Origin of the sequence: Neorhizobium huautlense, assembly GCF_030811685.1 — a bacterium.
Taxonomy (GTDB): Bacteria; Pseudomonadota; Alphaproteobacteria; order Rhizobiales; family Rhizobiaceae; genus Neorhizobium; species Neorhizobium huautlense_A.
The window spans coordinates 225943-244112 of sequence record NZ_JAUSRF010000004.1; the positions used below are offsets into that span (position 1 = coordinate 225943).

The window sequence follows — 18170 nt, forward strand, 5'->3', positions numbered from 1 at the left end:
ATGGAAAACCAGATGAGCGCCCTTTCCATCGATGCCAATACCGCGCTGCTGATCGTGGTGGCAGCGATTGCCACCTATTTCACCCGCATCGGCGGTTATGTGCTGATGAGCAGCATGAAGCGCATTCCGCCTCGGGTGGAATCGGCGCTCAATGCCGTGCCGGCCGCCGTCCTGACGACACTGGTGGCGCCGCCCTTCATCTATGGTGGATGGGATATCAAGATCGCCATGGTGGTGGCGCTGGTCGTGGGCTTGCGTTTTCCAGGCCTCACCATTCTCGCCGTCGGCTGGGCGGCCGTTATGGCCGCCCGTTACGGTTTCGGCATCGGCCCCTGATCAGGCGCCGACCGGTGCCGTTGCGGTATCCAGCCATGCCTTGATGGCCGGATCGGTGATCAGAGGCGACAGCTTTTCACGCACGGTGGCGTGGTAGGCGTTCAGCCATTCAAGCTCCTCCGCCGTCAACAGCGAGGCGACGACCAGACGCAGGTCGATCGGGCACCATGTCAGCGTTTCGAAGGAGCGCATCGCCATGTCGCCACCGGCCACCTCTTCCGCGTCGCGCACAAAGATCAGGTTCTCGATACGGATGCCGTAATGGCCGGGGCGGTAATAACCCGGCTCGTTGGACAGGATCATGCCGGGCAGCAGCTCCTGCGTGGCAAGTCGCGAGATGCGCTGCGGGCCCTCATGCACCGACAGGTACGAACCGACGCCATGTCCCGTGCCATGGGCGAAATCGCCGCCGGCCTTCCACAAGGCGATACGGGCCAGAGGATCGAGATCGCAGCCGCGCGTGCCTTTCGGGAACCGCGCCGTGCTGATGGCGATCATGCCCTTCAGCACCAGCGTGAAGAAACGCTTGCGATCCTCCGGCACTTCGCCGATCGCCACCGTGCGGGTGATGTCCGTCGTGCCGTTGATATACTGCGCGCCTGAATCGATCAGGAACAGTTCACCGGCCTTGATCGCGCGGTCGCTTTCGCTGGTGACGCGGTAATGCATGATGGCCGCATGCTCTCCGGCACCGGCAATGCTGTCGAAGGAGACATCGCGCAGCGGGTTCTGCATCGACTGACCGACACGGGCACGCGCTGCTTCCAGCGCCTTCACCGCCTGAATTTCGGTAAGCGAGCCGGGTTTCGACTGATCGAGCCAATACAGGAACTCGACCATGGCGACGCCATCCTGCAAATGCGCATCGGCCGAGCCCTTCAGTTCGACCTCGTTCTTGATCGCACGCGGCAGGCGGGCCGGATCGGTGCCGTCCACCACGGTGCCGCCGGCAACCTCGATGGCGATGATCAACGCCAGCGCCGTCAGCTCGGGATCGACGAGAACGCGGCCACCATCCTTGGCATAAGCACCGATGCGTTCGCTCAGGGACGCAGGCGCATGAATGGCGGCCAGCGGCTGCAGATGGGCGCGCGCTTCCGTGCCGAGCTTGCGGTCATCGATGAACAGTTCCGTCTTGCCATCGGCGGAAATCAGCGCACGCGACAGCGGATGCGGCGTGTGCGGCACGTCGGCGCCACGGATATTGAAAATCCAGGCGACAGAAGACGGATCGGCAATCAGGGCCGCGGCAAGGCCCTTCGCCTTCAGGCTGGCCGCGATTTCGGCAATTTTCTCCGCCGCCGGCTTGCCGGCATGGGCTTCCTGCTGAACCGCGACGGCGCCCATCGGCTCGACCGGGCGATCCGACCATGCCGTATCCAGCGGGTTTTCATTCAAGAGCACGATTGTGCCGCCGATTTCGGAAACCGCCTTGGCAAGTTTCTTCACCTCCGCGCCGCCATGCAGCCACGGATCGACCCCGAGGCGAAAACCTTTTGGCGCATGCGCGGGAAGCCAGAGATGCGGTGGTTCGTTGACGAGATCGCCGCCGGTGAAGACCGTGCCATCAACCTGTTCGGCCAGTTGCGTAACGTAACGGCCATCGACGAACACGACAGCCGTCGAGCGGGTCACCAGTGCAATACCGGCGGAACCGGTAAAACCGGTCAGCCAGGACAAGCGCTCGGCGGATTTCGGCACATATTCGCCCTGATATTCATCGGCGCGCGGCACGAGAAAACCATCGATACCAAGTTCATCGAAACGGGCGCGGATGGCGTTGACGCGATCGCGACCGAACTGCGGCGTGGACGTGCTGTCGAAGGATTGAAACATGGCAATATTCCAGGTGATCTGATTTGAAAAAACGGATGGGCGACACTTAATCGAATTCGGCAGGTCACCGCCAGCTATATCCCTCCATCATCAGGAGATCGAAAAAATCTCGAAATCGAGGAAAACGCAGAGACATGCACCAGATGCATAACACGAATGAAAAGAGCCTTCTTACTGGGCATTGAGTATCGTCTTATATTCCTTTTCAAACAGAGCGGCGAAACATTCGCCCCACAGGATGAGATCGATGGCCATTTCCTTTTTCCGCAACGCCTTCAACCGGGCAGCTGCAGCCCGCAAGCATCAGGCTGACGTCTTCGTCAACGAAACGCTGATGAAATTCGATGATCGCACGCTGAAGACTTTCGGCACGAGCCGTGAAGAACTGCTGCGCGAGCGCTCGAAGTTCTAATCACGCAATACAATGATCGCCGCTTGAGCCCTCCTCCCAGGCTCGCGGAACGCTGGTGAGAAACCAGCAAAAGGCGGCTTTTCAGGCCGCCTTTTTCATTTCCGTCATCTTTTCAGGCACTGTGTGCCTATGGGATCGGATCAGCTTTTGGTCAGGTGGATCGTCACCCAGCCATTACGCCAGATGGTGCGTACATGACCAAGCCCCGCGCCGGAATAGGCGGAAATCACTTTCCAGCGCTGTTCAGCAAGAATGCCCGACAGAATGACCGAACCGCCCGGCGACAGATGCGTCACCAACTGCGGCGCCATCTTGATCAGCGGACGGGCCAGAATATTGGCGATGATCAGATCGAACGGCCCGTAACGATCGAAGGCCGGCGAATGGAAACCCGGTGCGGTTTCGAGCGCGATGCCATTGGCGATACCGTTGCGACGAACATTTTCACGCGCCACGCGAACGGCAACCGGATCGATATCGGTGGCCAGAACCGGGATCATCGGCCGCAATTTGCGAACCGCAATCGCCAGCACGCCTGAACCGGTGCCGAGATCGAGCGCATTGCGCGGGTTTTCGGCATTCAGTACACGCTCGATGGTTTCGAGGCAGCCGGCGGTGGTGCCGTGGTGGCCGGTGCCAAAAGCCTGACCGGCATCGATCTCGATGGCGATGTCGCCCGAGCGCACCTTGTCGCGATCATGGCTGCCATGCACGAGAAAACGCCCTGCCCTGACGGGCTTGAGACCTTCCAGCGATTTAGCGATCCAGTCGATATCCGGGATGATTTCGCGCTCGATGACGGCATCCGGGAATTCTTCGGAAAGCGCTTCGGCAATGCGTGCATGCACATCGGCCTCATCCTCGGCCATCATGTAGACCGAGGCTTCCCAGATATCCTTCTTTTCGTCGATCTCCGTCGTGCCGACGGCAAAATCCTCTTCGCCGAAACAGAAGGAGAGAATGTCGAGGATGTGCTCCGCCTTCTTTTCAGTGGTGGAGACATAGAGGCGGATTTCGCTCACGGCCGGGTCCTTAGATTTGCTGTAGGCGTGTGCAATGCCACACAAGGCCGTACCGCTTCAAGCCCGCGCGAGAAAAGCTTAGAGCACGTCGCAGCCAATCTGCACCATTCTGTTGGCTTAGACGGAGTCGGATATTCGCTCGGCCGGCGCGCGTCGTAGCCAAAGCATACGGCCAAGCCGGCCGAGCGAATAGGCGGCCCGTATCAGCCAACCCCGAAGGGGCCGGGCATCTTTCCGCCAGGATCAGAGGCGATCGGCTCGAACGTACCTTCGGGTATGCCCTTCGCCGATCGCCTTTGCCCTGACGAAAACCTGCTCCGGCAGAATGGCGCAGATTAGCTGCGACGTGCTCTAACCGCCAATCAGGCTCTGAAGCTTCTTGACCGCACTGTCGGGATCCTCGCCATAAGCGATAGTTTTGGAAAAACGCCCGCCATTGTCGAGCAGGAAAACCGAAGCCGTATGGTCCATCGTATATTCGCCGTTCGGATCCTTTTCATCGACCGGCACTTTGCGGGCAAACACCTTGTAGCCCTTGACCATGTCGGCAACCTTTTGCGGATCGCCGGAAATGCCCTTGATGCGCTTGCTGACATTGGAAATGTATTGCTGCAGCAATTCCGGCGTATCGCGCTCGGGATCGACGGAAACGAAATAGGCATTGAGGCGCGTGCCGTCAGGATCGACCTTTTCCAGCCAGCCATTCAGCTCGAAAAGTGTCGTGGGGCAGACTTCCGGGCAATGGGTAAAGCCGAAGAACAGCGCCGTCGGCTTGTCCTGAAACGCCTTTTCGGTGATCGGCTTGCCATCCTGCGCCACCAGTTCGAACGGCACGCCGAACGGCGCATCGGCCACCTGTCGTGTTTTGCCGGTCACCTCGAATGTCAGCCAGCCCAGCACACCGGCCAGCGCCACGACGGCGATCCAAAGAACGATCCGAAAAGTCTTCATGGCAACGGGTCCGCACGCTTCTGCAACGAATGATATCTTGCTGATAGACAAAGCGATTGGAAGGCGCAAATCAACTGGCTGTTTTTGTCAGAACGTGGGCGTTTCGCCGCAGGCGATCTGGCCTACAGGCACCAGGCCATGCCGGTCTCCGCCATGGTGATGAAAATTTCCGAACCGTAGTGCAGCCAGCCCGCCACGCACAGAATCAGCAGGCCCGATGCCAGCAGAAAGCCGGCGAGCATGAGTGGAAGGCGCAAGGATGAGGCGTTCTGATGCATGGACGCCAGTATAACAGGCTTTTTAGTCTCTAAAACAGCAGAAAAAGGCAGCTCCGCCACAGAGATTAGGGGAAGTTTAACCCGCGTTTGAGAGCGTGTGCCCAACGAAATCAGGATGATCGCCATGAGCAATGCCATCAAGCAGTCGGGAGCATATCTCGAAATCGTCTCCTTCCATCTGGGCGACCAGGAATTCTGCATCGACATCATGGCCATCCGCGAAATTCGCGGCTGGGCCCCGGTGACGCCGATGCCGCATACCCCGCCTTATGTTCTGGGTCTCATCAACCTGCGCGGCGCGGTTATTCCGGTCATCGACATGGCCTGCCGTCTCGGCATGAAGATGACGGAGCCTTCCGAGCGCGCTGCCATCATCGTCACCGACATCGCCGGAAAGCTGGTCGGCCTGCTTGTCGAGCAGGTTTCCGACATGATGACAATCAAGAGCGAAGACCTGCAGCCGGCACCGGAAATCATTCCGGAAGGCCAGCGCGCCTTCTGCCGCGGCATCGTGGCGCTGGAAAAGACCATGGTCTGCTTCCTCAACCTCGATACCGTGATTGCCGACGAATTGACACGCGAAGCCGCCTGATCGATCTCGTCAGTATCGTTTTGACGCACCCGCTGTGGCGACACGGCGGGTGTTTTGCATTTTGAACTCCATCAACGCCTCACAGAGCCGTGAGGCACGCATATGTGATGGAACATCAAGTCATTGCAAAATAATGATTTTTCTTGAAACCTTCTAGAATCTCGACGGTTAACTCCACGTGAATTCAGCACGGCGCTACAAAACGGTCCGTTTTCAGGAACCGCCTTGTAGCGTGACCGACAGACACAAAAAGGAGAATTGTCATGAAAAAGGTTATTGCACTCGCAGCACTGATTTCCGCTTCGGCTTTTGCAGGCGCCGTATCGGCCCAGACCTACAATTCCGACATGCCGGCCACGTCCCCGGTAGACGTAAGCGTTGTCAACGTCACCAACGACCCGAGCGCCGGCAGCGGCAGCCGCTTGCCGATCACGCTCACCAATCCCGGTCCTGAGCTGATCGAGGATGCGCGGGCGCAGCTGGAATCCGACCCGGCCCTGGTCGATGCGCTCGCCATGAAGAATGTTCAGTTGGCCAATGTCGTGCATATCCAGACGGCCGCCAATGGCGGCAAGATCGTCTACGTGCGCTAAGCACGCCATATCCTCGAAAAAGCCGGGTCTCCATGCCCGGCTTTTTCATGCCCGATTTTCCGTCAGGGTTTTCCCTTGGTCCATGTCACCTGCTGACCGTATAGCGGCACGGCGGACACCGCCATCTTCGCCGACCCTTCCACCACCCGGCGGGAATGCGCCAGATAGATCAGCGTGTCATTGGCCTTGTCATAGATGCGCTTGACCAGCAGATCCTTGAAGATCAGCGAGCGACCCTGCCGAAAAACTTCCTCGCCACCCTTGTCGAGCTCAATATCGCCGATCTCGATCGGGCCCGTCTGGTTGCACGAAATCGCGCTGTTGGATGGGTCCTCGAACCAGTTGCCGTTCTTCAAGCGGTCGATCATGCTGCGATCGAAATAGGTCACATGGCAGGTGACGCCCTTGACCGCCGGATCGGCTACCGCCTCGACAATGATGTCGTTGCCGATCCAGTCCACCCCGACCTCGCCGACCACTTCAGCGACGGCAGGCACGGACAAGACGCCGGCAAGAACGGCGGAGGCACAGGCAAATGAAACAAGACGGCGGCGCATGGCAAAAAATCTCCGGTCAATCATGTGTGACGAGAGATAAGGTGCGGCGCAGCACTTGCAAGATCGCGTGACGACCTACTGCTTGCGCAAAGTGCAGGCATCATAACCGCCGACATAAAGCCGCCCGGTTCGCATGCCGATGGCGGGTGCGATATCGCGGATTTCGGCCACCCTGAGCGCCTTGGCAATCGCCAGCGAAGCTTCGGCGCAAATGGCGGCATCTTCCGCAGCATTGTGGTGCAGGAAGGACAGGCCAAGATGCTGGGCAAGAATGTTCAGCTTGTGCGAACCGAGATGCGGCCAGACCTTTTGCGCCATTTTCACGCTGCACAGATAGGAGAGTTGCGGATAGCTTTGCCGATATTGATCGAGACAGGCGCGCCAGACTGAAAAATCGAATGATGCGTTGTGGGCGATCATGGTGGCGCCGGCAAAATCGTCGGCGAACTCGTCCATCACCTCGGGAAACTCGCCGGCATCCTCCACCTGTTCCGGGCGAATGCCGTGAATGGCGATGTTGAACGAGGAAAACCGCATGTCCTTCGGACGGATCAACCGCTCCTCCACGCGCACGACCTTGCCGTTCTCGATCCACGCCAAACCGACCGAACAGGCGCTGCCGCGTTGTTCGTTGGCGGTTTCGAAATCGATGGCGATGGTTTTCAAAGCGGTATTCCGGACAGTGACGTGTCACCGCTTTTAGGATGGATGAGGTGATTCGGGGAAGGTGCATGCGCGAATGCAGGCAAACTTGCCTGATCAGCCATTTCGCACTAAAATGGTCACATGTGACCACTTCAGGAGAGTGCCTTGGCGACGATTACCCTGAAAGATGCAAAAGCCGGCTTTTCGGCCTTGGTTGACAAGGCGAGCGCTGGCGAGTTCGTCACCATTACCCGCCACGGCAAACCGGCAGCCGTTCTGGTGAGCGTCGATGCCGCGGAAGCAGCCAAAAGAGCCTACCGCAAGGGAGACGGGAGTTTCGCCGATCACATCCTTGCCTTTCCCGATATCGACGAGGATGTTTTCAAACGCAATTGCTCACCGGCACGGGATGTCGAGCTTTGAGCGGCTTCCTGCTCGATACCAACGTCATTTCGGCCTCCTCGCCAATCCACCACGAAACGAATGAAGCGTTTGGGCGATGGCTGCGTGAACAGGTGAAGCTCGATACGCTTTTCCTGTCCGTCGTCACCATTCACGAGATCTCAAGAGGCATCGCGCTGCTCAGGCACAGGGGCGCAACGGCGAAGGCCGAGCGGCTTGTCACTTGGCTTGACATCGTGAAATCAGATTTCAGCGACAGACTTGTCTGTTTCGATGAAACGACAGCGAGCTTGGCTGGAGAACTGGAAGCCGTGGCGATTTCGGCTGGGTTCGAGCCAGGCATGGCAGATGCGATGATTGCCGCGACAGCCAAATTGCATGACTTGAAACTGGTCACGAAAAACCTCAGACATTTCCACATGTTCGGAATTGACGTGGTCTCGCCGACCGACGTCGCCGCCTGAGGCCAGCTTTCCTGTTGACCTTGCCGGATGTCTCTGGCGTTATAACTCCCATGACCAATCGCGCCACCCTTACCCATACCCATGTGACCATTCGCCCTGCAGGGCGCGTGGCGGGTCTGGCGCGTTAAGTTGCCATCCGTCACCACCCTGCCGCATCATGGCAGGGATGGGAGATCCGCTCTGCCTCGGCAAAACCCAGGAGAGCAGAGATGAATTTGCAGGAAGAACAGAAAGAAAAGTCACCTCGCCCCGAGAGGCTGGATGGCGTCGTGATCCGCGCGGCCAGCCCACAGGATGCGGAGGCGATCACCGCTCTGCATAACCTTCCCGGCTACCGTTACGGGACGCTGCGCACCCCGTTTCATTCCTCGGCGGACATCCGCACCTATCTGGAGAGTTCGCCGGGTGATGGCAGGCGCCTTGTCGCCGATCTGGGCGGTCAGGTGATCGGCGATATCGGGCTCACACTCGCCGGCAATCCGCGACGTCGCCATACCGCAACGATCGGCATGGGCGTGCATGACGCCTTTGCCGGGCGCGGTGTCGGCTCGGCACTGATGACGGCAGCCCTCGACATCGCCGACAACTGGCTCAATCTTCGCCGCGTTGAACTGACAGTCTTCACCGACAACGACGCTGCCATAAGCCTCTACGAAAAGCAGGGCTTCGTCACGGAAGGTTGCCTCAAGGAATTCGCATTCCGAGATGGCCGTTATGTCGATGCCTATACGATGGCGCGGCTGAAGATCTGATCGTCAGCCGCCGATGAAGGCCAGCCATTCGTCTTCCGTCATCACCTCGACGCCGAGTTCCCTTGCCTTGTCGAGCTTGGAACCGGCGCCGGGGCCTGCAACCACGTAATCGGTCTTTTTCGAGACGGATCCGGCCACCTTGGCGCCAAGCCCTTCCGCGCGCGCTTTCGCCTCGTCACGGGTGAAGCGCTCGAGCGAGCCGGTGAACACCACCGTCTTGCCGGCGACAGGGCTGTCCGAAACCGCGACCTGCTCTGCGTCCTGCGGCGTCACTTCCTCCAGCAGGCGTGTGACGACGTCGAGATTGCGCGGTTCCTTGAAGAACTCGACGATAGCGCGGGCGACGATCTCGCCGATGCCTTCGATATTGTTGAGATCGTTCCAGGCGTCACCGGAGAGATCGGCGGCATCCTTCATCGCCTTTTCCAAGGCAACGTAGCTGCCGTAATGGCGGGCCAGAAGCTTTGCCGTGGTCTCGCCGACATGGCGGATGCCGAGTGCATAGATGAAGCGGTTGAGCGCGATCGAGCGGCGCTCGTCTATGGCATCGAACAGCTTTTTGACGCTGACCTTGCCGAAACCGTCAATATTTTCGAGCTTCATGAACGGCGAGGCTTCCTGACGCTTTTTCAGCGTAAAGATATCGGGCGCGGTGCGAATCTGTAGCGATGGATCTTCCGCCTCGAAGAAGAAATCTACCTGCTTGGTGCCAAAACCTTCGATGTCATAGGCATTGCGGGAGACGAAATGTTTCAAGTGTTCCGTCGCCTGCGCACGGCAAACGAAACCGCCGGTGCAGCGCGTGACCGAATCGAGCTTGCCGGTCTTTTCGTTCTTCTCGCGCACAGCATGGCTGCCGCAGACCGGGCATTTGGCCGGGAATTCATATTTTTTCGCATCCGCCGGGCGCTTTTCCATCACCACGTCCAGCACCTGCGGAATGACATCCCCTGCCCGCTGCACGATGACGGTGTCACCGATGCGGATATCGTGTCCTTCCTCGCGGATATGCTCGCCGGAATTGCCGATGCCTTCGATATAGTCGGCATTGTGGAGCGTCGCGTTGGTGACGACCACGCCGCCGACGGTGATCGGCGTGAGACGGGCCACCGGCGTCAAGGCGCCGGTACGACCGACCTGGATGTCGATGTTTTCGACCGTCGTGAACGCCTGTTCGGCCGGGAATTTATGCGCTGTCGCCCAGCGCGGTGAGCGCGAGCGGAAACCGAGGCGGGCCTGCAGGTCGAGCCGGTCGACTTTGTAGACGACACCATCGATATCATAGTCGAGATCCGGGCGAGCGAGGCCGATCTCGTTATAATGCGCCAGAATCTCTTCGAGCGAGGTCAGCCGCTTCATCAGCGGATTGACCGGAAAACCCCAGTCTTTGAACGTCTGCACCATCTCATACTGCGTCTTCGGCAATTCGTTCGGCTCCGAAATTTCACCCCAGGCGTAGGCGAAAAATTTCAGCTTGCGGCTTTCCGTCACCTTGGCATCGAGCTGGCGCAGCGATCCGGCCGCTGTGTTGCGCGGGTTGACGTAAAGCTGCTTGCCCTGCTTTTCCATCTCGGCGTTCAGCGCCAGAAAATCGCTCTTGGCCATATAGACCTCGCCGCGCACTTCCACGACGGCCGGCACGCTCTTGGGCAGGCGTTGCGGAATTTCCCTGATGGTCTTGATATTGGCCGTGACGTTTTCACCGGTCGTACCGTCACCGCGTGTCGCGGCATTGACCAGAATGCCGTTTTCGTAGCGGATCGACATCGACAACCCGTCGATCTTCGGCTCGGCCGTGAAGGCGATGGAATTGTCCGGCAGCTGGCCGAGGAAACGATAGACGGAATTGACGAAATCGCGCACGTCCTCGTCGGAAAACGTGTTGTCGAGCGAGAGCATCGGCCGCGAATGGGTGATCGGCGCAAAGGTGGCAAGCGGTGCCGCACCGACCTTGATCGACGGACTGTCGGCCCGGATCAGCTGCGGAAACTTTTCTTCGATCTCCTGATTGCGGCGCTTCAGCGCGTCGTAATCGGCATCCGAAATCTCCGGTGCATCATTGCCGTGATAAAGTTCGTCGTGATGGGCGAGTTCCCTTGCCAGCCGTTCCAGCTCGGCGGCGGCGGTCTGTTCGGTCAGGGTATCGATTGCGGTCTGATCGGCGGCCATTCGGGAATCTCCATGTCTTGAGGCTTTTTCTAGTGCAATTGCCGCAGATTGGAAGAAGCCGCCCCGACGTCGCACCAAAATCACGAACATGTTTTGAAAAACGGCACGGCTTGTGCTCCCGGCCGACTGGACGTGCTGCGTCGCACCGTCGTAATACCCCACTCAAATACTCATGTTCGCACACAGCATTTTCGGGGAAGACACATGGCCAATCGCTGGCGGGATACGGGATTACGATATGGCCTCGTGACGCGGCTGCTTCACTGGTCGATGGCCTTTCTCATCTGTTGGCAGTTTTCCGGCCTCGTGCTGGGGCGGTTGTTCGGCCGCTCGGGCGTGACGGACTTTTTGAACAGCACGCACGGCTCGCTCGGTGCCACAATCATGATCATGGCGGCGCTCAGAGCACTATGGGGTTTTTATAACCTGAAGGATCGGCCGGCGCATGAACGCGGCCCGCTGGGCCTCGCTGCCCGCGCCGGCCATGTCGTGCTGTATCTGCTGATGCTGGCAGTGCCCGCACTGGCATTGCTGCGCGCCTTCGGTTCGGAATGGGGGCTTACGCTTTACGGCCTGCAGATCGTCGCACGCGGCGGCGAAAATATCGCCTGGATGATTGCGCCTGCCCGGCTGCTGCATGGCACGCTCGCATGGGTCATGCTGGCCATGATCGGCGGCCATATCGCCATGGTGCTGATCCACCGTTTCATCTGGAAGGACGAAGTGCTGTCGCGCATGGCCGGGCCGGCACGCCAGATGGCACCGGCGGAATAGATCAGGAAGTGACGGCGGCTTCTTCGTAATAGGCGTCGTCGTCTTCGGCGCTGAAGAGATCGAACTCGAGGACGAGGCCACGCGCTGCGATAGCGCCCAGAAGAGTGGGATCGAGGCTAAACCCCTCATTGGCTTCGACCATGAAAAACCCCGCGAACACGTCCCCTTCAAAGCGGGCGGACAGGTCTTTCCAGACCGTGAGGTCGTTGGTCAGCGCAGCAAAAAGCGAAGCAATCTGCTCCGCGAGTTCGCCCGAAAACTCTTCATCCGCTTCCAGCTGCCATGTGCCCGTTTCAGCGACGGCCTTGTTGCCCGCTTCGGATAGCGTCACATCGCCCTTGCGATAGGCGCTCGTAGGCGCCGCACCCAGCGCTTTCGAAATCTGGTCCGGATCGAGATCGTCGCCAAAGAAACGCAGGCAAGCGATAGTTTGAAGAACTGTGGCCATGACACCCTCAATCTTGCTGGCGTGACGCGATCATCGATGATCTCAACCCTCAGCGGCCAGCAGCGCCGCAGCCGCCGCCCTCGCCTCCGCGGTCACGGATGCACCCGAAAGCATGCGGGCAATCTCTTCGGCGCGATGTTCCGGCGTCATTCTGGCAACACGGGTGGCAATCTTTTCCGATCCGTCGCCAGCCGGCCCCTTGGAGATCAGCATATGCGTGGCAGCGCGTGCGGCGACCTGCGGCGCATGCGTGACCGACAGAACCTGCACATTGGCCGACAGACGCTTCAGACGCTGTCCGATCGCATCCGCGACCGCTCCACCGACGCCGCTGTCGATTTCATCGAAGACCAGCGTCGGGGCCGACCCGCGATCGGCAAGCGCCACTTTCAGCGCCAGCAGGAAACGCGAAAGCTCGCCACCCGAGGCAACCTTCATGATCGGTCCCGGACGTGTGCCCGGATTGGTCTGGACGTGGAATTCGACCTGATCAATGCCGTCTGCGCTCGCCGATTCGGCATTGGCAGTGACTTCAACCATGAAGCGTGCGCGTTCCAGCTTCAGTGCCGGCAGTTCGGCCATCACGGCTTCGGACAGCGCCGATGCACCCTTCTGTCGCTTTTGCGAGAGTGCCGCAGCGGCGTGATCAAATTCGACCTTCGCAGCCTCGGAGATCTTTTCCAACTGAGCGAGCTTTTCCTCGCCGGCATCGAGGTCGGCGAGATCGGCAACCATCTTTTCGGCGAGCGCCGGCAGTTCTGTCACCGGCACGGAATATTTGCGGCCCGCAGCCCGCAGTGCAAACAGACGCTCTTCGACACGCTCCAGTTCACGCGGATCGAACTCGGTGCGGCGCAGCGCCGCCTCGACTTCCATCTGGGCATTGGAAAGGTGGTTGAGCGCCTGATCCAGCAGCTCGACGGTTTCTTCGAGAAGTCCCGGCGCTTCATGGCTCTTGCGTTCCAGACGCCGAACCATGGAAGCGATCAGCGGAACGGGCGATGCATGGCCGTTCAGGAACTCGGACGCCTCCGAAATGTCGCCGGCGATGCGTTCGGATTTCTGCATACGGGCGCGGTGATCGGCGAGTTCGTCTTCCTCACCATCGCGCGGCGACAGGATTTGTAACTCCTCGACCGATGAACGCAGATAATCAGCCTCACGCGCAGCAGCCTCGACGCGGGCGCGGTGGCTCTTCAGGCCGCGCTCGGCGTCTTTCCATGTGCGGTAGAGACCGGAGACCTGCATGGCCTCGTCGCCAAGGCCCGCAAAGGCATCCAGTAGCGTGCGGTGAGCATTGGTATCGACAAGCGCACGGTCATCGTGCTGCCCGTGGATTTCCACCAGCAGCTGGCCAAGCTGGCGCATCAACTGCACGCTCACAGGCTGATCGTTGACGGAAGCCTTGGTGCGGCCGTCAGCGGACTGCACGCGGCGAAAGATCAGGTCGCCATCGTCATCGAGGCCGTTTTCGCGCAGGAGAAGACGGGCAGGATGATCCATGCCGACATCGAAGACGGCCGTGACCTGCCCCTTGTCACTGCCATGGCGCACGAGGCCACCGTCGCCACGGCCACCGAGCGCCAGCGAAAGACTGTCGAGAAGAATCGATTTGCCGGCACCCGTCTCACCGGTCAGCACAGAAAGGCCGGCCTCGAAATCGAGGTCCAGCCGTTCGATCAAGACGATATCGCGGATCGACAACTGGATCAGCATGTTACCTCGATCCGGCCCTGCCCTGCCTTGAAATCACTCGCCGGCGACAAGCTTGATGGCTGCGCGGGAAATCCACGAACCACGGTTTTCGCGCGGCTCAAGTCCGCCGCCCTTCAGGAGCTTGTAGCTGTCGGCATACCACTGGCTGTCCGGATAGTTGCGACCGAGAACGGCGGCAGCGGTCTGTGCTTCCTCGGCAATGCCCATGGCGTAATAGGATTCGACCAAACGCGCGAGCGCTTCTTCGATCTGGTTGGTATTGCCGTATTGCTCGACCACCAGACGGAAACGCTGGATAGCGGCAAGGTATTCCTTGCGCTCGAGATAATAACGGCCGATCTGCATTTCCTTGCCGGCGAGCTGGTCGCGGGCAAAACGGATCTTGGCCTGCGCGTCGTCGACATATTCCGAATCGGGATAGTCCTTGACGACCTTGTTCATCGCCTCGATCGTACGCGATGCCGCGCGCTGATCCTGCGTGACGTCGCTGATCTGCTTGGAATAGGACAGGCCGACCAGATACTGGACATAGGCGCTGTCGGCAGAACGCGGATATTGCTTGAGGTAACGGTTACCGGCGGCGATCGCCTCGTCGTTACGGTTCTGGCGGGTATTGGCAAATGTCAGCATGACAAGCGCCTTGCGGCCCCATTCGGTGAACGGGTTCTGCTTGTCGATCGCATCGAACTTGCGGATCGCCTCGCCTGTATTGCCGGCCTTCATATTGGCCAGGCCCTGATTGTAAAGCTGCTCCGGCGGATCGGTGGCAAGTCCGAGCTTGGTAATGTCGATATCCGGGTCAGTGCCGCACGCGGTCGTCGTCATGCCGACGCCGGCCAGCACGAGGGAGACGACCGCCACGCGCGCCGTTTTCCCGATTACAGAAGACCTGACATTAGCCATGCAATAGTTCCCGATTGCCACGCGATAAAAAGAGCCACCGCCCTGACAGGCGTTCTAGCCATAAAAGCAGCATGAGGGCAACGCAATGATGGCCCATTCGTGCAATTTTGTGGCGGCGGACTTACTTAAATTACGGTAAAAACAACAAAAAAGAAAAGGCCGTGTCCACAGACACGGCCAAAACGACTGGAGTCCCAAATCTATCCCGGGGTTCAGCCGACCCAGGGAGCGAATTCCGGAACATTGACCGGAACGAACTCGCGGGCGCGAACACGCTGGCTGCGGGCCGGAGCCTCGACGATCTCGTAAGCCGTCGGATCGCTGAGCAGCGCCTTCAAGGCATTGGCGTTCATCTTGTGGCCACCGCGATAGGAACGGTAGCAGCCGATGAACTGGGCGCCGGCCAGCGCCAGATCGCCAACGGCATCGAGCGTCTTGTGACGAACGAATTCATCCTTGGCGTAACGCAGGCCTTCGACATTGACGACCGTGTCGTCGTCGCCGATGACGACCGAGTTTTCGAGCGAGGAACCCAGCGCATAACCGGCAGCCCACAGCCGCTCGACATCACGCATGAAACCGAAGGTACGAGCGCGCGACAGCTCGTCACGAAATACGGAGGCGGTCAGGTCACCCTTCCACGACTGGCGGCCGATCAGCGGCGAATCGAAATCGATCTCGACTTCGAAGCGCGTACCGTCATAGGGGCGGAATTCCGACCAGGAAGCACCGGCATCGATACGGACCGGCTTGATCACGCGGATGTAACGACGCTTGACGCCGAGATTGACCGTGCCGACCTGCTCGATCGCTTCGATGAAGGGGAAAGAACTGCCGTCCATGATCGGCATTTCGGCACCTTCGACTTCGACGACGAGGTTGTCGAGGCCGAGAGCGTAGATCGCCGCCATGACGTGTTCGATGGTTGCAACCGAACGGGCCATGTTGGTGCCGAGCACGGTGCAGAGATCGGTATTGCCGACCTGCGAGGACACTGCGCGGTATTCGGCAGTGCTGCCATCGCTGAGGGTGCGGGAGAAAACGATGCCGGTGCCGGCATCGGCCGGCTGGAAGGTGATCGATACCTGGCTTCCGGAATGAACGCCGATACCCGAGAGCGTTACGGGTGCGGCGATGGTGGTCTGGAAACCGAGAAGTTCGATGCTCATTCTTTTATGCCTTTATTGAACCGAACCAGCGTCTCTTCGGGCGATCCGGGATACTTTGTCCATAAATCCGTTTGAATTAACAAACTGCGATTCACGGTCTCTTGATCATCTAGATACGTGTCTCGGGCGTACATCTCAAATCACTGTTCGTTTCGTATTGTTACGAAGCCAAGTGTCGGGAGATGCTCAACAATTTTCCATCATTAAAACGAAATGTGAAAAGGCCCGGATCGCGCGATCCGGGCCTTTTCCACAGTCTGTATTCAAGTGCCGATCAGGTGGACTGGCGGCGCAGGAAGGCCGGGATTTCCAGCTGATCATCCTCGTGCTGCGAGCCCGCACGCGGGGTGCTGCGGCCGTGATCATCGAGGTTGCCGCGACGCGGAGCGTAGAGGCTTGCTTCCGGCGACAGCGGGCGACGCTGCTGCGAGGAGGCAGACGGCGCCTGCATCATTTCACCGGCGTGATCGTCTTCTTCGCGACGGCCAAGCGAGTTGGTGATACGCTTGAGGAGACCCATCGGGCCACGCTCTTCGTGGGCCGGCTGTGCCGGGTGAGCGCGGTGATCCATTTCAGCCTTCACGACCGGCGGAAAGTCTTCCACGCGGGGCATGCGAACCTGTTCGACGGTTTCGCGAATCATCGGCTGGCTCATGACCGGAGCTTCCGGCTGCATCATGCGCGGTGCCGGGGCCGGCTGCGGAGCGACCGGAGCCTGCTGCTGCGGAGCAGCGTAGGACGGCTGCGGTGCTGCGGCGTAGGACGGTGCCGGAGCGGCAGCGCGCGGTGCTTCAGCCGGAGCCGATGCGAAGATGCGGCTCTGCGGGCGGAACTCTTCAGCCTGAGCAACCGGAGCCTGGGCGACCGGTGCCGGAGCGACCGGAGCGGGAGCAGCCGGGATGGCCAGTTCGCGTTCCATTTCGGCTTCGGCGTGACGGATGGTCTCGGCAATCGGGTCTACCGGTGCCGGGGCGATCGCGCGGGGTGCCTGCTGGATGACAGGCTGCACTGCGGCCGGAGCCGGAGCAACGGCCGCCGAAGGACGGATAATCGGCTTCTGGGCTGCGCGCATTTCAGCGGCACGCAGATCGACTTCGCCCATGCCGCGATCGATGCCGGTGGCAACGACGGAGACGCGGATGATGCCTTCGAGAGCTTCGTCGAAGGTGGCGCCGAGGATGATGTTGGCGTCCGGATCGACTTCTTCGCGGATGCGGGTTGCGGCTTCGTCGACTTCGAACAGGGTAAGGTCGCGACCACCGGTGATGGAGATCAGCAGGCCCTGTGCGCCCTTCATCGAGGTTTCGTCGAGCAGCGGGTTGGCGATCGCGGCTTCGGCGGCCTGCATGGCGCGGCCCGAACCGGAAGCTTCGCCCGTACCCATCATGGCGCGGCCCATCTCACGCATCACCGAGCGAACGTCGGCGAAGTCGAGGTTGATGAGGCCTTCCTTGACCATCAGGTCGGTGATGCAGGCAACACCCGAATAGAGAACCTGGTCGGCCATCGCGAATGCGTCGGCGAAGGTCGTCTTGTCGTTTGCAATGCGGAACAGGTTCTGGTTCGGGATGACGATCAGCGTATCGACCGACTTCTGCAGTTCCTCGATGCCCTGTTCGGCCAGACGCATGCGACGTGCGCCTTCGAAGTGGAACGGCTTGGTGACGACGCCAACGGTCAGGATGCCCTTGTTGCGGGCGGCCTGTGCCACGACCGGAGCTGCACCCGTGCCGGTGCCGCCGCCCATGCCGGCGGTGACGAAGCACATGTGGGTGTTCTGGAGATGGTCAAGAATTTCGTCGAGGCACTCTTCTGCGGCAGCGCGGCCGACTTCCGGCTGCGAACCGGCGCCCAGACCTTCGGTTACCTGCACACCCATCTGGATGATGCGGTCAGCCTTGGTCATGGTCAGTGCCTGGGCATCGGTATTGGCAACGACGAAGTCGACACCTTCGAGGCCCGCGGTGATCATGTTGTTGACAGCATTGCCGCCGCCGCCGCCGACGCCGAACACGGTGATCCGTGGCTTCAGCTCGGTAATGTCCGGCTTGTTCAGATTGATGGTCATCTAACCGTTCCTTCTTAATCCTTGGGCAGCGTCGCCACGCCGCCGTTTATTCCTGTTACCTCGACACGCTGGTGCGAAACCGG

20 protein-coding genes are annotated in these 18170 nt (G+C 59.9%); 8 read left to right on the forward strand and 12 right to left on the reverse strand.

Annotation, left to right across the window (positions count from 1 at the left end):
* Positions 1-12: 12 nt before the first annotated feature.
* The gene (locus J2T09_RS07715; protein ID WP_306832907.1) at positions 13-336 is read left to right on the forward strand and encodes an AzlD family protein; all 324 of its coding nucleotides are present in this window, start codon (positions 13-15) and stop codon (positions 334-336) included.
* Here J2T09_RS07715 and J2T09_RS07720 read toward each other — a convergent pair whose 3' ends face one another.
* Positions 337-2172 (reverse strand): aminopeptidase P family protein, encoded by a 1836-nt coding sequence (locus J2T09_RS07720; protein ID WP_306832909.1) that lies wholly within the window; start codon positions 2170-2172, stop codon positions 337-339.
* Between the two features lie 247 nt (positions 2173-2419).
* Between J2T09_RS07720 and J2T09_RS07725 the strand changes: the two genes are divergently transcribed.
* Positions 2420-2584 carry a hypothetical protein gene (locus J2T09_RS07725; RefSeq protein ID WP_306832911.1) on the forward strand — a complete coding sequence of 55 codons (165 nt, stop codon included), beginning with the start codon at positions 2420-2422 and terminating at the stop codon, positions 2582-2584.
* Positions 2585-2724: 140 nt separating this feature from the next.
* On the opposite strand, the gene J2T09_RS07730 is transcribed toward J2T09_RS07725, so the two are convergent.
* The 3 genes from J2T09_RS07730 to J2T09_RS07740 all read right to left on the reverse strand — a co-directional run bounded on the left by J2T09_RS07730 (position 2725) and on the right by J2T09_RS07740 (position 4961).
* Positions 2725-3606 carry a 50S ribosomal protein L11 methyltransferase gene (locus J2T09_RS07730; protein WP_306832914.1) on the reverse strand — a complete coding sequence of 294 codons (882 nt, stop codon included), beginning with the start codon at positions 3604-3606 and terminating at the stop codon, positions 2725-2727.
* Positions 3607-3957: 351 nt separating this feature from the next.
* On the reverse strand, positions 3958-4557 hold the full coding sequence (locus J2T09_RS07735; RefSeq protein ID WP_306832916.1) for an SCO family protein: 600 nt from the start codon (positions 4555-4557) through the stop codon (positions 3958-3960).
* Positions 4558-4679: 122 nt separating this feature from the next.
* Entirely contained in the window at positions 4680-4961 is a 282-nt protein-coding gene (locus J2T09_RS07740; protein WP_306832918.1) for a hypothetical protein, read from the reverse strand.
* Here J2T09_RS07740 and J2T09_RS07745 point away from each other — a divergent pair.
* Both J2T09_RS07745 and J2T09_RS07750 read left to right on the forward strand, forming a co-directional pair.
* The gene (locus J2T09_RS07745) at positions 4960-5427 is read left to right on the forward strand and encodes a chemotaxis protein CheW (RefSeq protein WP_132272195.1); all 468 of its coding nucleotides are present in this window, start codon (positions 4960-4962) and stop codon (positions 5425-5427) included. The genes J2T09_RS07740 and J2T09_RS07745 overlap by 2 nt on opposite strands.
* Positions 5428-5690: 263 nt before the next feature.
* Entirely contained in the window at positions 5691-6020 is a 330-nt protein-coding gene (locus J2T09_RS07750; protein WP_306832922.1) for a hypothetical protein, read from the forward strand.
* A gap of 62 nt (positions 6021-6082) precedes the next feature.
* Here the strand turns inward: J2T09_RS07750 and J2T09_RS07755 are convergent, their stop codons facing one another.
* Together J2T09_RS07755 and J2T09_RS07760 are read right to left on the reverse strand one after the other, a co-directional pair.
* Entirely contained in the window at positions 6083-6577 is a 495-nt protein-coding gene (locus tag J2T09_RS07755) for a CreA family protein (protein ID WP_306832924.1), read from the reverse strand.
* A gap of 75 nt (positions 6578-6652) precedes the next feature.
* Positions 6653-7243, reverse strand: a complete 591-nt coding sequence (locus J2T09_RS07760) for a 3'-5' exonuclease (RefSeq protein ID WP_306832926.1) — start codon at positions 7241-7243, stop codon at positions 6653-6655.
* A gap of 144 nt (positions 7244-7387) precedes the next feature.
* On the opposite strand from J2T09_RS07760, the gene J2T09_RS07765 reads away from it, so the two are divergent.
* The 3 genes from J2T09_RS07765 to J2T09_RS07775 all read left to right on the forward strand — a co-directional run bounded on the left by J2T09_RS07765 (position 7388) and on the right by J2T09_RS07775 (position 8840).
* Positions 7388-7645 (forward strand): type II toxin-antitoxin system Phd/YefM family antitoxin, encoded by a 258-nt coding sequence (locus tag J2T09_RS07765; protein WP_306832928.1) that lies wholly within the window; start codon positions 7388-7390, stop codon positions 7643-7645.
* Positions 7642-8088 carry a type II toxin-antitoxin system VapC family toxin gene (locus tag J2T09_RS07770; RefSeq protein WP_306832930.1) on the forward strand — a complete coding sequence of 149 codons (447 nt, stop codon included), beginning with the start codon at positions 7642-7644 and terminating at the stop codon, positions 8086-8088. The genes J2T09_RS07765 and J2T09_RS07770 overlap by 4 nt, the downstream gene beginning before the upstream one ends.
* A gap of 209 nt (positions 8089-8297) precedes the next feature.
* A complete protein-coding gene (locus tag J2T09_RS07775; RefSeq protein WP_306832932.1) occupies positions 8298-8840 on the forward strand; it encodes a GNAT family N-acetyltransferase in 543 nt (180 codons plus the stop codon).
* Between the two features lie 3 nt (positions 8841-8843).
* On the opposite strand, the gene ligA is transcribed toward J2T09_RS07775, so the two are convergent.
* Positions 8844-11009: an NAD-dependent DNA ligase LigA gene (gene ligA, locus J2T09_RS07780; RefSeq protein ID WP_306832934.1), complete on the reverse strand. Its 2166-nt coding sequence runs from the start codon at positions 11007-11009 to the stop codon at positions 8844-8846.
* 204 nt (positions 11010-11213) lie between these two features.
* Between ligA and J2T09_RS07785 the strand changes: the two genes are divergently transcribed.
* Positions 11214-11783, forward strand: coding sequence for a cytochrome b (locus J2T09_RS07785; RefSeq protein ID WP_306832935.1), 570 nt, complete (start codon positions 11214-11216; stop codon positions 11781-11783).
* 1 nt (position 11784) lies between these two features.
* Here J2T09_RS07785 and J2T09_RS07790 read toward each other — a convergent pair whose 3' ends face one another.
* The 5 genes from J2T09_RS07790 to ftsZ form a co-directional block, all read right to left on the reverse strand.
* A complete protein-coding gene (locus J2T09_RS07790; RefSeq protein ID WP_306832938.1) occupies positions 11785-12231 on the reverse strand; it encodes a DUF4279 domain-containing protein in 447 nt (148 codons plus the stop codon).
* Positions 12232-12273: 42 nt separating this feature from the next.
* Positions 12274-13947 carry a DNA repair protein RecN gene (gene recN / locus J2T09_RS07795; RefSeq protein ID WP_306832940.1) on the reverse strand — a complete coding sequence of 558 codons (1674 nt, stop codon included), beginning with the start codon at positions 13945-13947 and terminating at the stop codon, positions 12274-12276.
* A 33-nt stretch (positions 13948-13980) separates the two neighbouring features.
* Positions 13981-14850 carry an outer membrane protein assembly factor BamD gene (locus J2T09_RS07800; protein ID WP_306832943.1) on the reverse strand — a complete coding sequence of 290 codons (870 nt, stop codon included), beginning with the start codon at positions 14848-14850 and terminating at the stop codon, positions 13981-13983.
* Positions 14851-15062: 212 nt separating this feature from the next.
* On the reverse strand, positions 15063-16019 hold the full coding sequence (gene lpxC, locus J2T09_RS07805) for a UDP-3-O-acyl-N-acetylglucosamine deacetylase (RefSeq protein ID WP_306832945.1): 957 nt from the start codon (positions 16017-16019) through the stop codon (positions 15063-15065).
* A gap of 274 nt (positions 16020-16293) precedes the next feature.
* Positions 16294-18087: a cell division protein FtsZ gene (gene ftsZ, locus J2T09_RS07810; RefSeq protein WP_306832947.1), complete on the reverse strand. Its 1794-nt coding sequence runs from the start codon at positions 18085-18087 to the stop codon at positions 16294-16296.
* Between the last annotated feature and the right edge of the window lie 83 nt (positions 18088-18170).

Bases quoted from the DNA above. Each gene is read 5' to 3' on its own strand.
- J2T09_RS07785 (WP_306832935.1), top strand. From the start codon at position 11,214: ATGGCCAATCGCTGGCGGGATACGGGATTACGATATGGCCTCGTGACG.
- J2T09_RS07750 (WP_306832922.1), top strand. From the start codon at position 5,691: ATGAAAAAGGTTATTGCACTCGCAGCACTGATTTCCGCTTCGGCTTTT.
- J2T09_RS07715 (WP_306832907.1), top strand. From the start codon at position 13: ATGAGCGCCCTTTCCATCGATGCCAATACCGCGCTGCTGATCGTGGTG.
- ligA (WP_306832934.1), bottom strand. From the start codon at position 11,009: ATGGCCGCCGATCAGACCGCAATCGATACCCTGACCGAACAGACCGCC.
- ftsZ (WP_306832947.1), bottom strand. From the start codon at position 18,087: ATGACCATCAATCTGAACAAGCCGGACATTACCGAGCTGAAGCCACGG.
- J2T09_RS07735 (WP_306832916.1), bottom strand. From the start codon at position 4,557: ATGAAGACTTTTCGGATCGTTCTTTGGATCGCCGTCGTGGCGCTGGCC.
- J2T09_RS07745 (WP_132272195.1), top strand. From the start codon at position 4,960: ATGAGCAATGCCATCAAGCAGTCGGGAGCATATCTCGAAATCGTCTCC.
- J2T09_RS07775 (WP_306832932.1), top strand. From the start codon at position 8,298: ATGAATTTGCAGGAAGAACAGAAAGAAAAGTCACCTCGCCCCGAGAGG.
- J2T09_RS07790 (WP_306832938.1), bottom strand. From the start codon at position 12,231: ATGGCCACAGTTCTTCAAACTATCGCTTGCCTGCGTTTCTTTGGCGAC.
- J2T09_RS07725 (WP_306832911.1), top strand. From the start codon at position 2,420: ATGGCCATTTCCTTTTTCCGCAACGCCTTCAACCGGGCAGCTGCAGCC.
- J2T09_RS07755 (WP_306832924.1), bottom strand. From the start codon at position 6,577: ATGCGCCGCCGTCTTGTTTCATTTGCCTGTGCCTCCGCCGTTCTTGCC.
- J2T09_RS07740 (WP_306832918.1), bottom strand. From the start codon at position 4,961: ATGGCGATCATCCTGATTTCGTTGGGCACACGCTCTCAAACGCGGGTT.
- recN (WP_306832940.1), bottom strand. From the start codon at position 13,947: ATGCTGATCCAGTTGTCGATCCGCGATATCGTCTTGATCGAACGGCTG.
- J2T09_RS07800 (WP_306832943.1), bottom strand. From the start codon at position 14,850: ATGGCTAATGTCAGGTCTTCTGTAATCGGGAAAACGGCGCGCGTGGCG.
- lpxC (WP_306832945.1), bottom strand. From the start codon at position 16,019: ATGAGCATCGAACTTCTCGGTTTCCAGACCACCATCGCCGCACCCGTA.
- J2T09_RS07720 (WP_306832909.1), bottom strand. From the start codon at position 2,172: ATGTTTCAATCCTTCGACAGCACGTCCACGCCGCAGTTCGGTCGCGAT.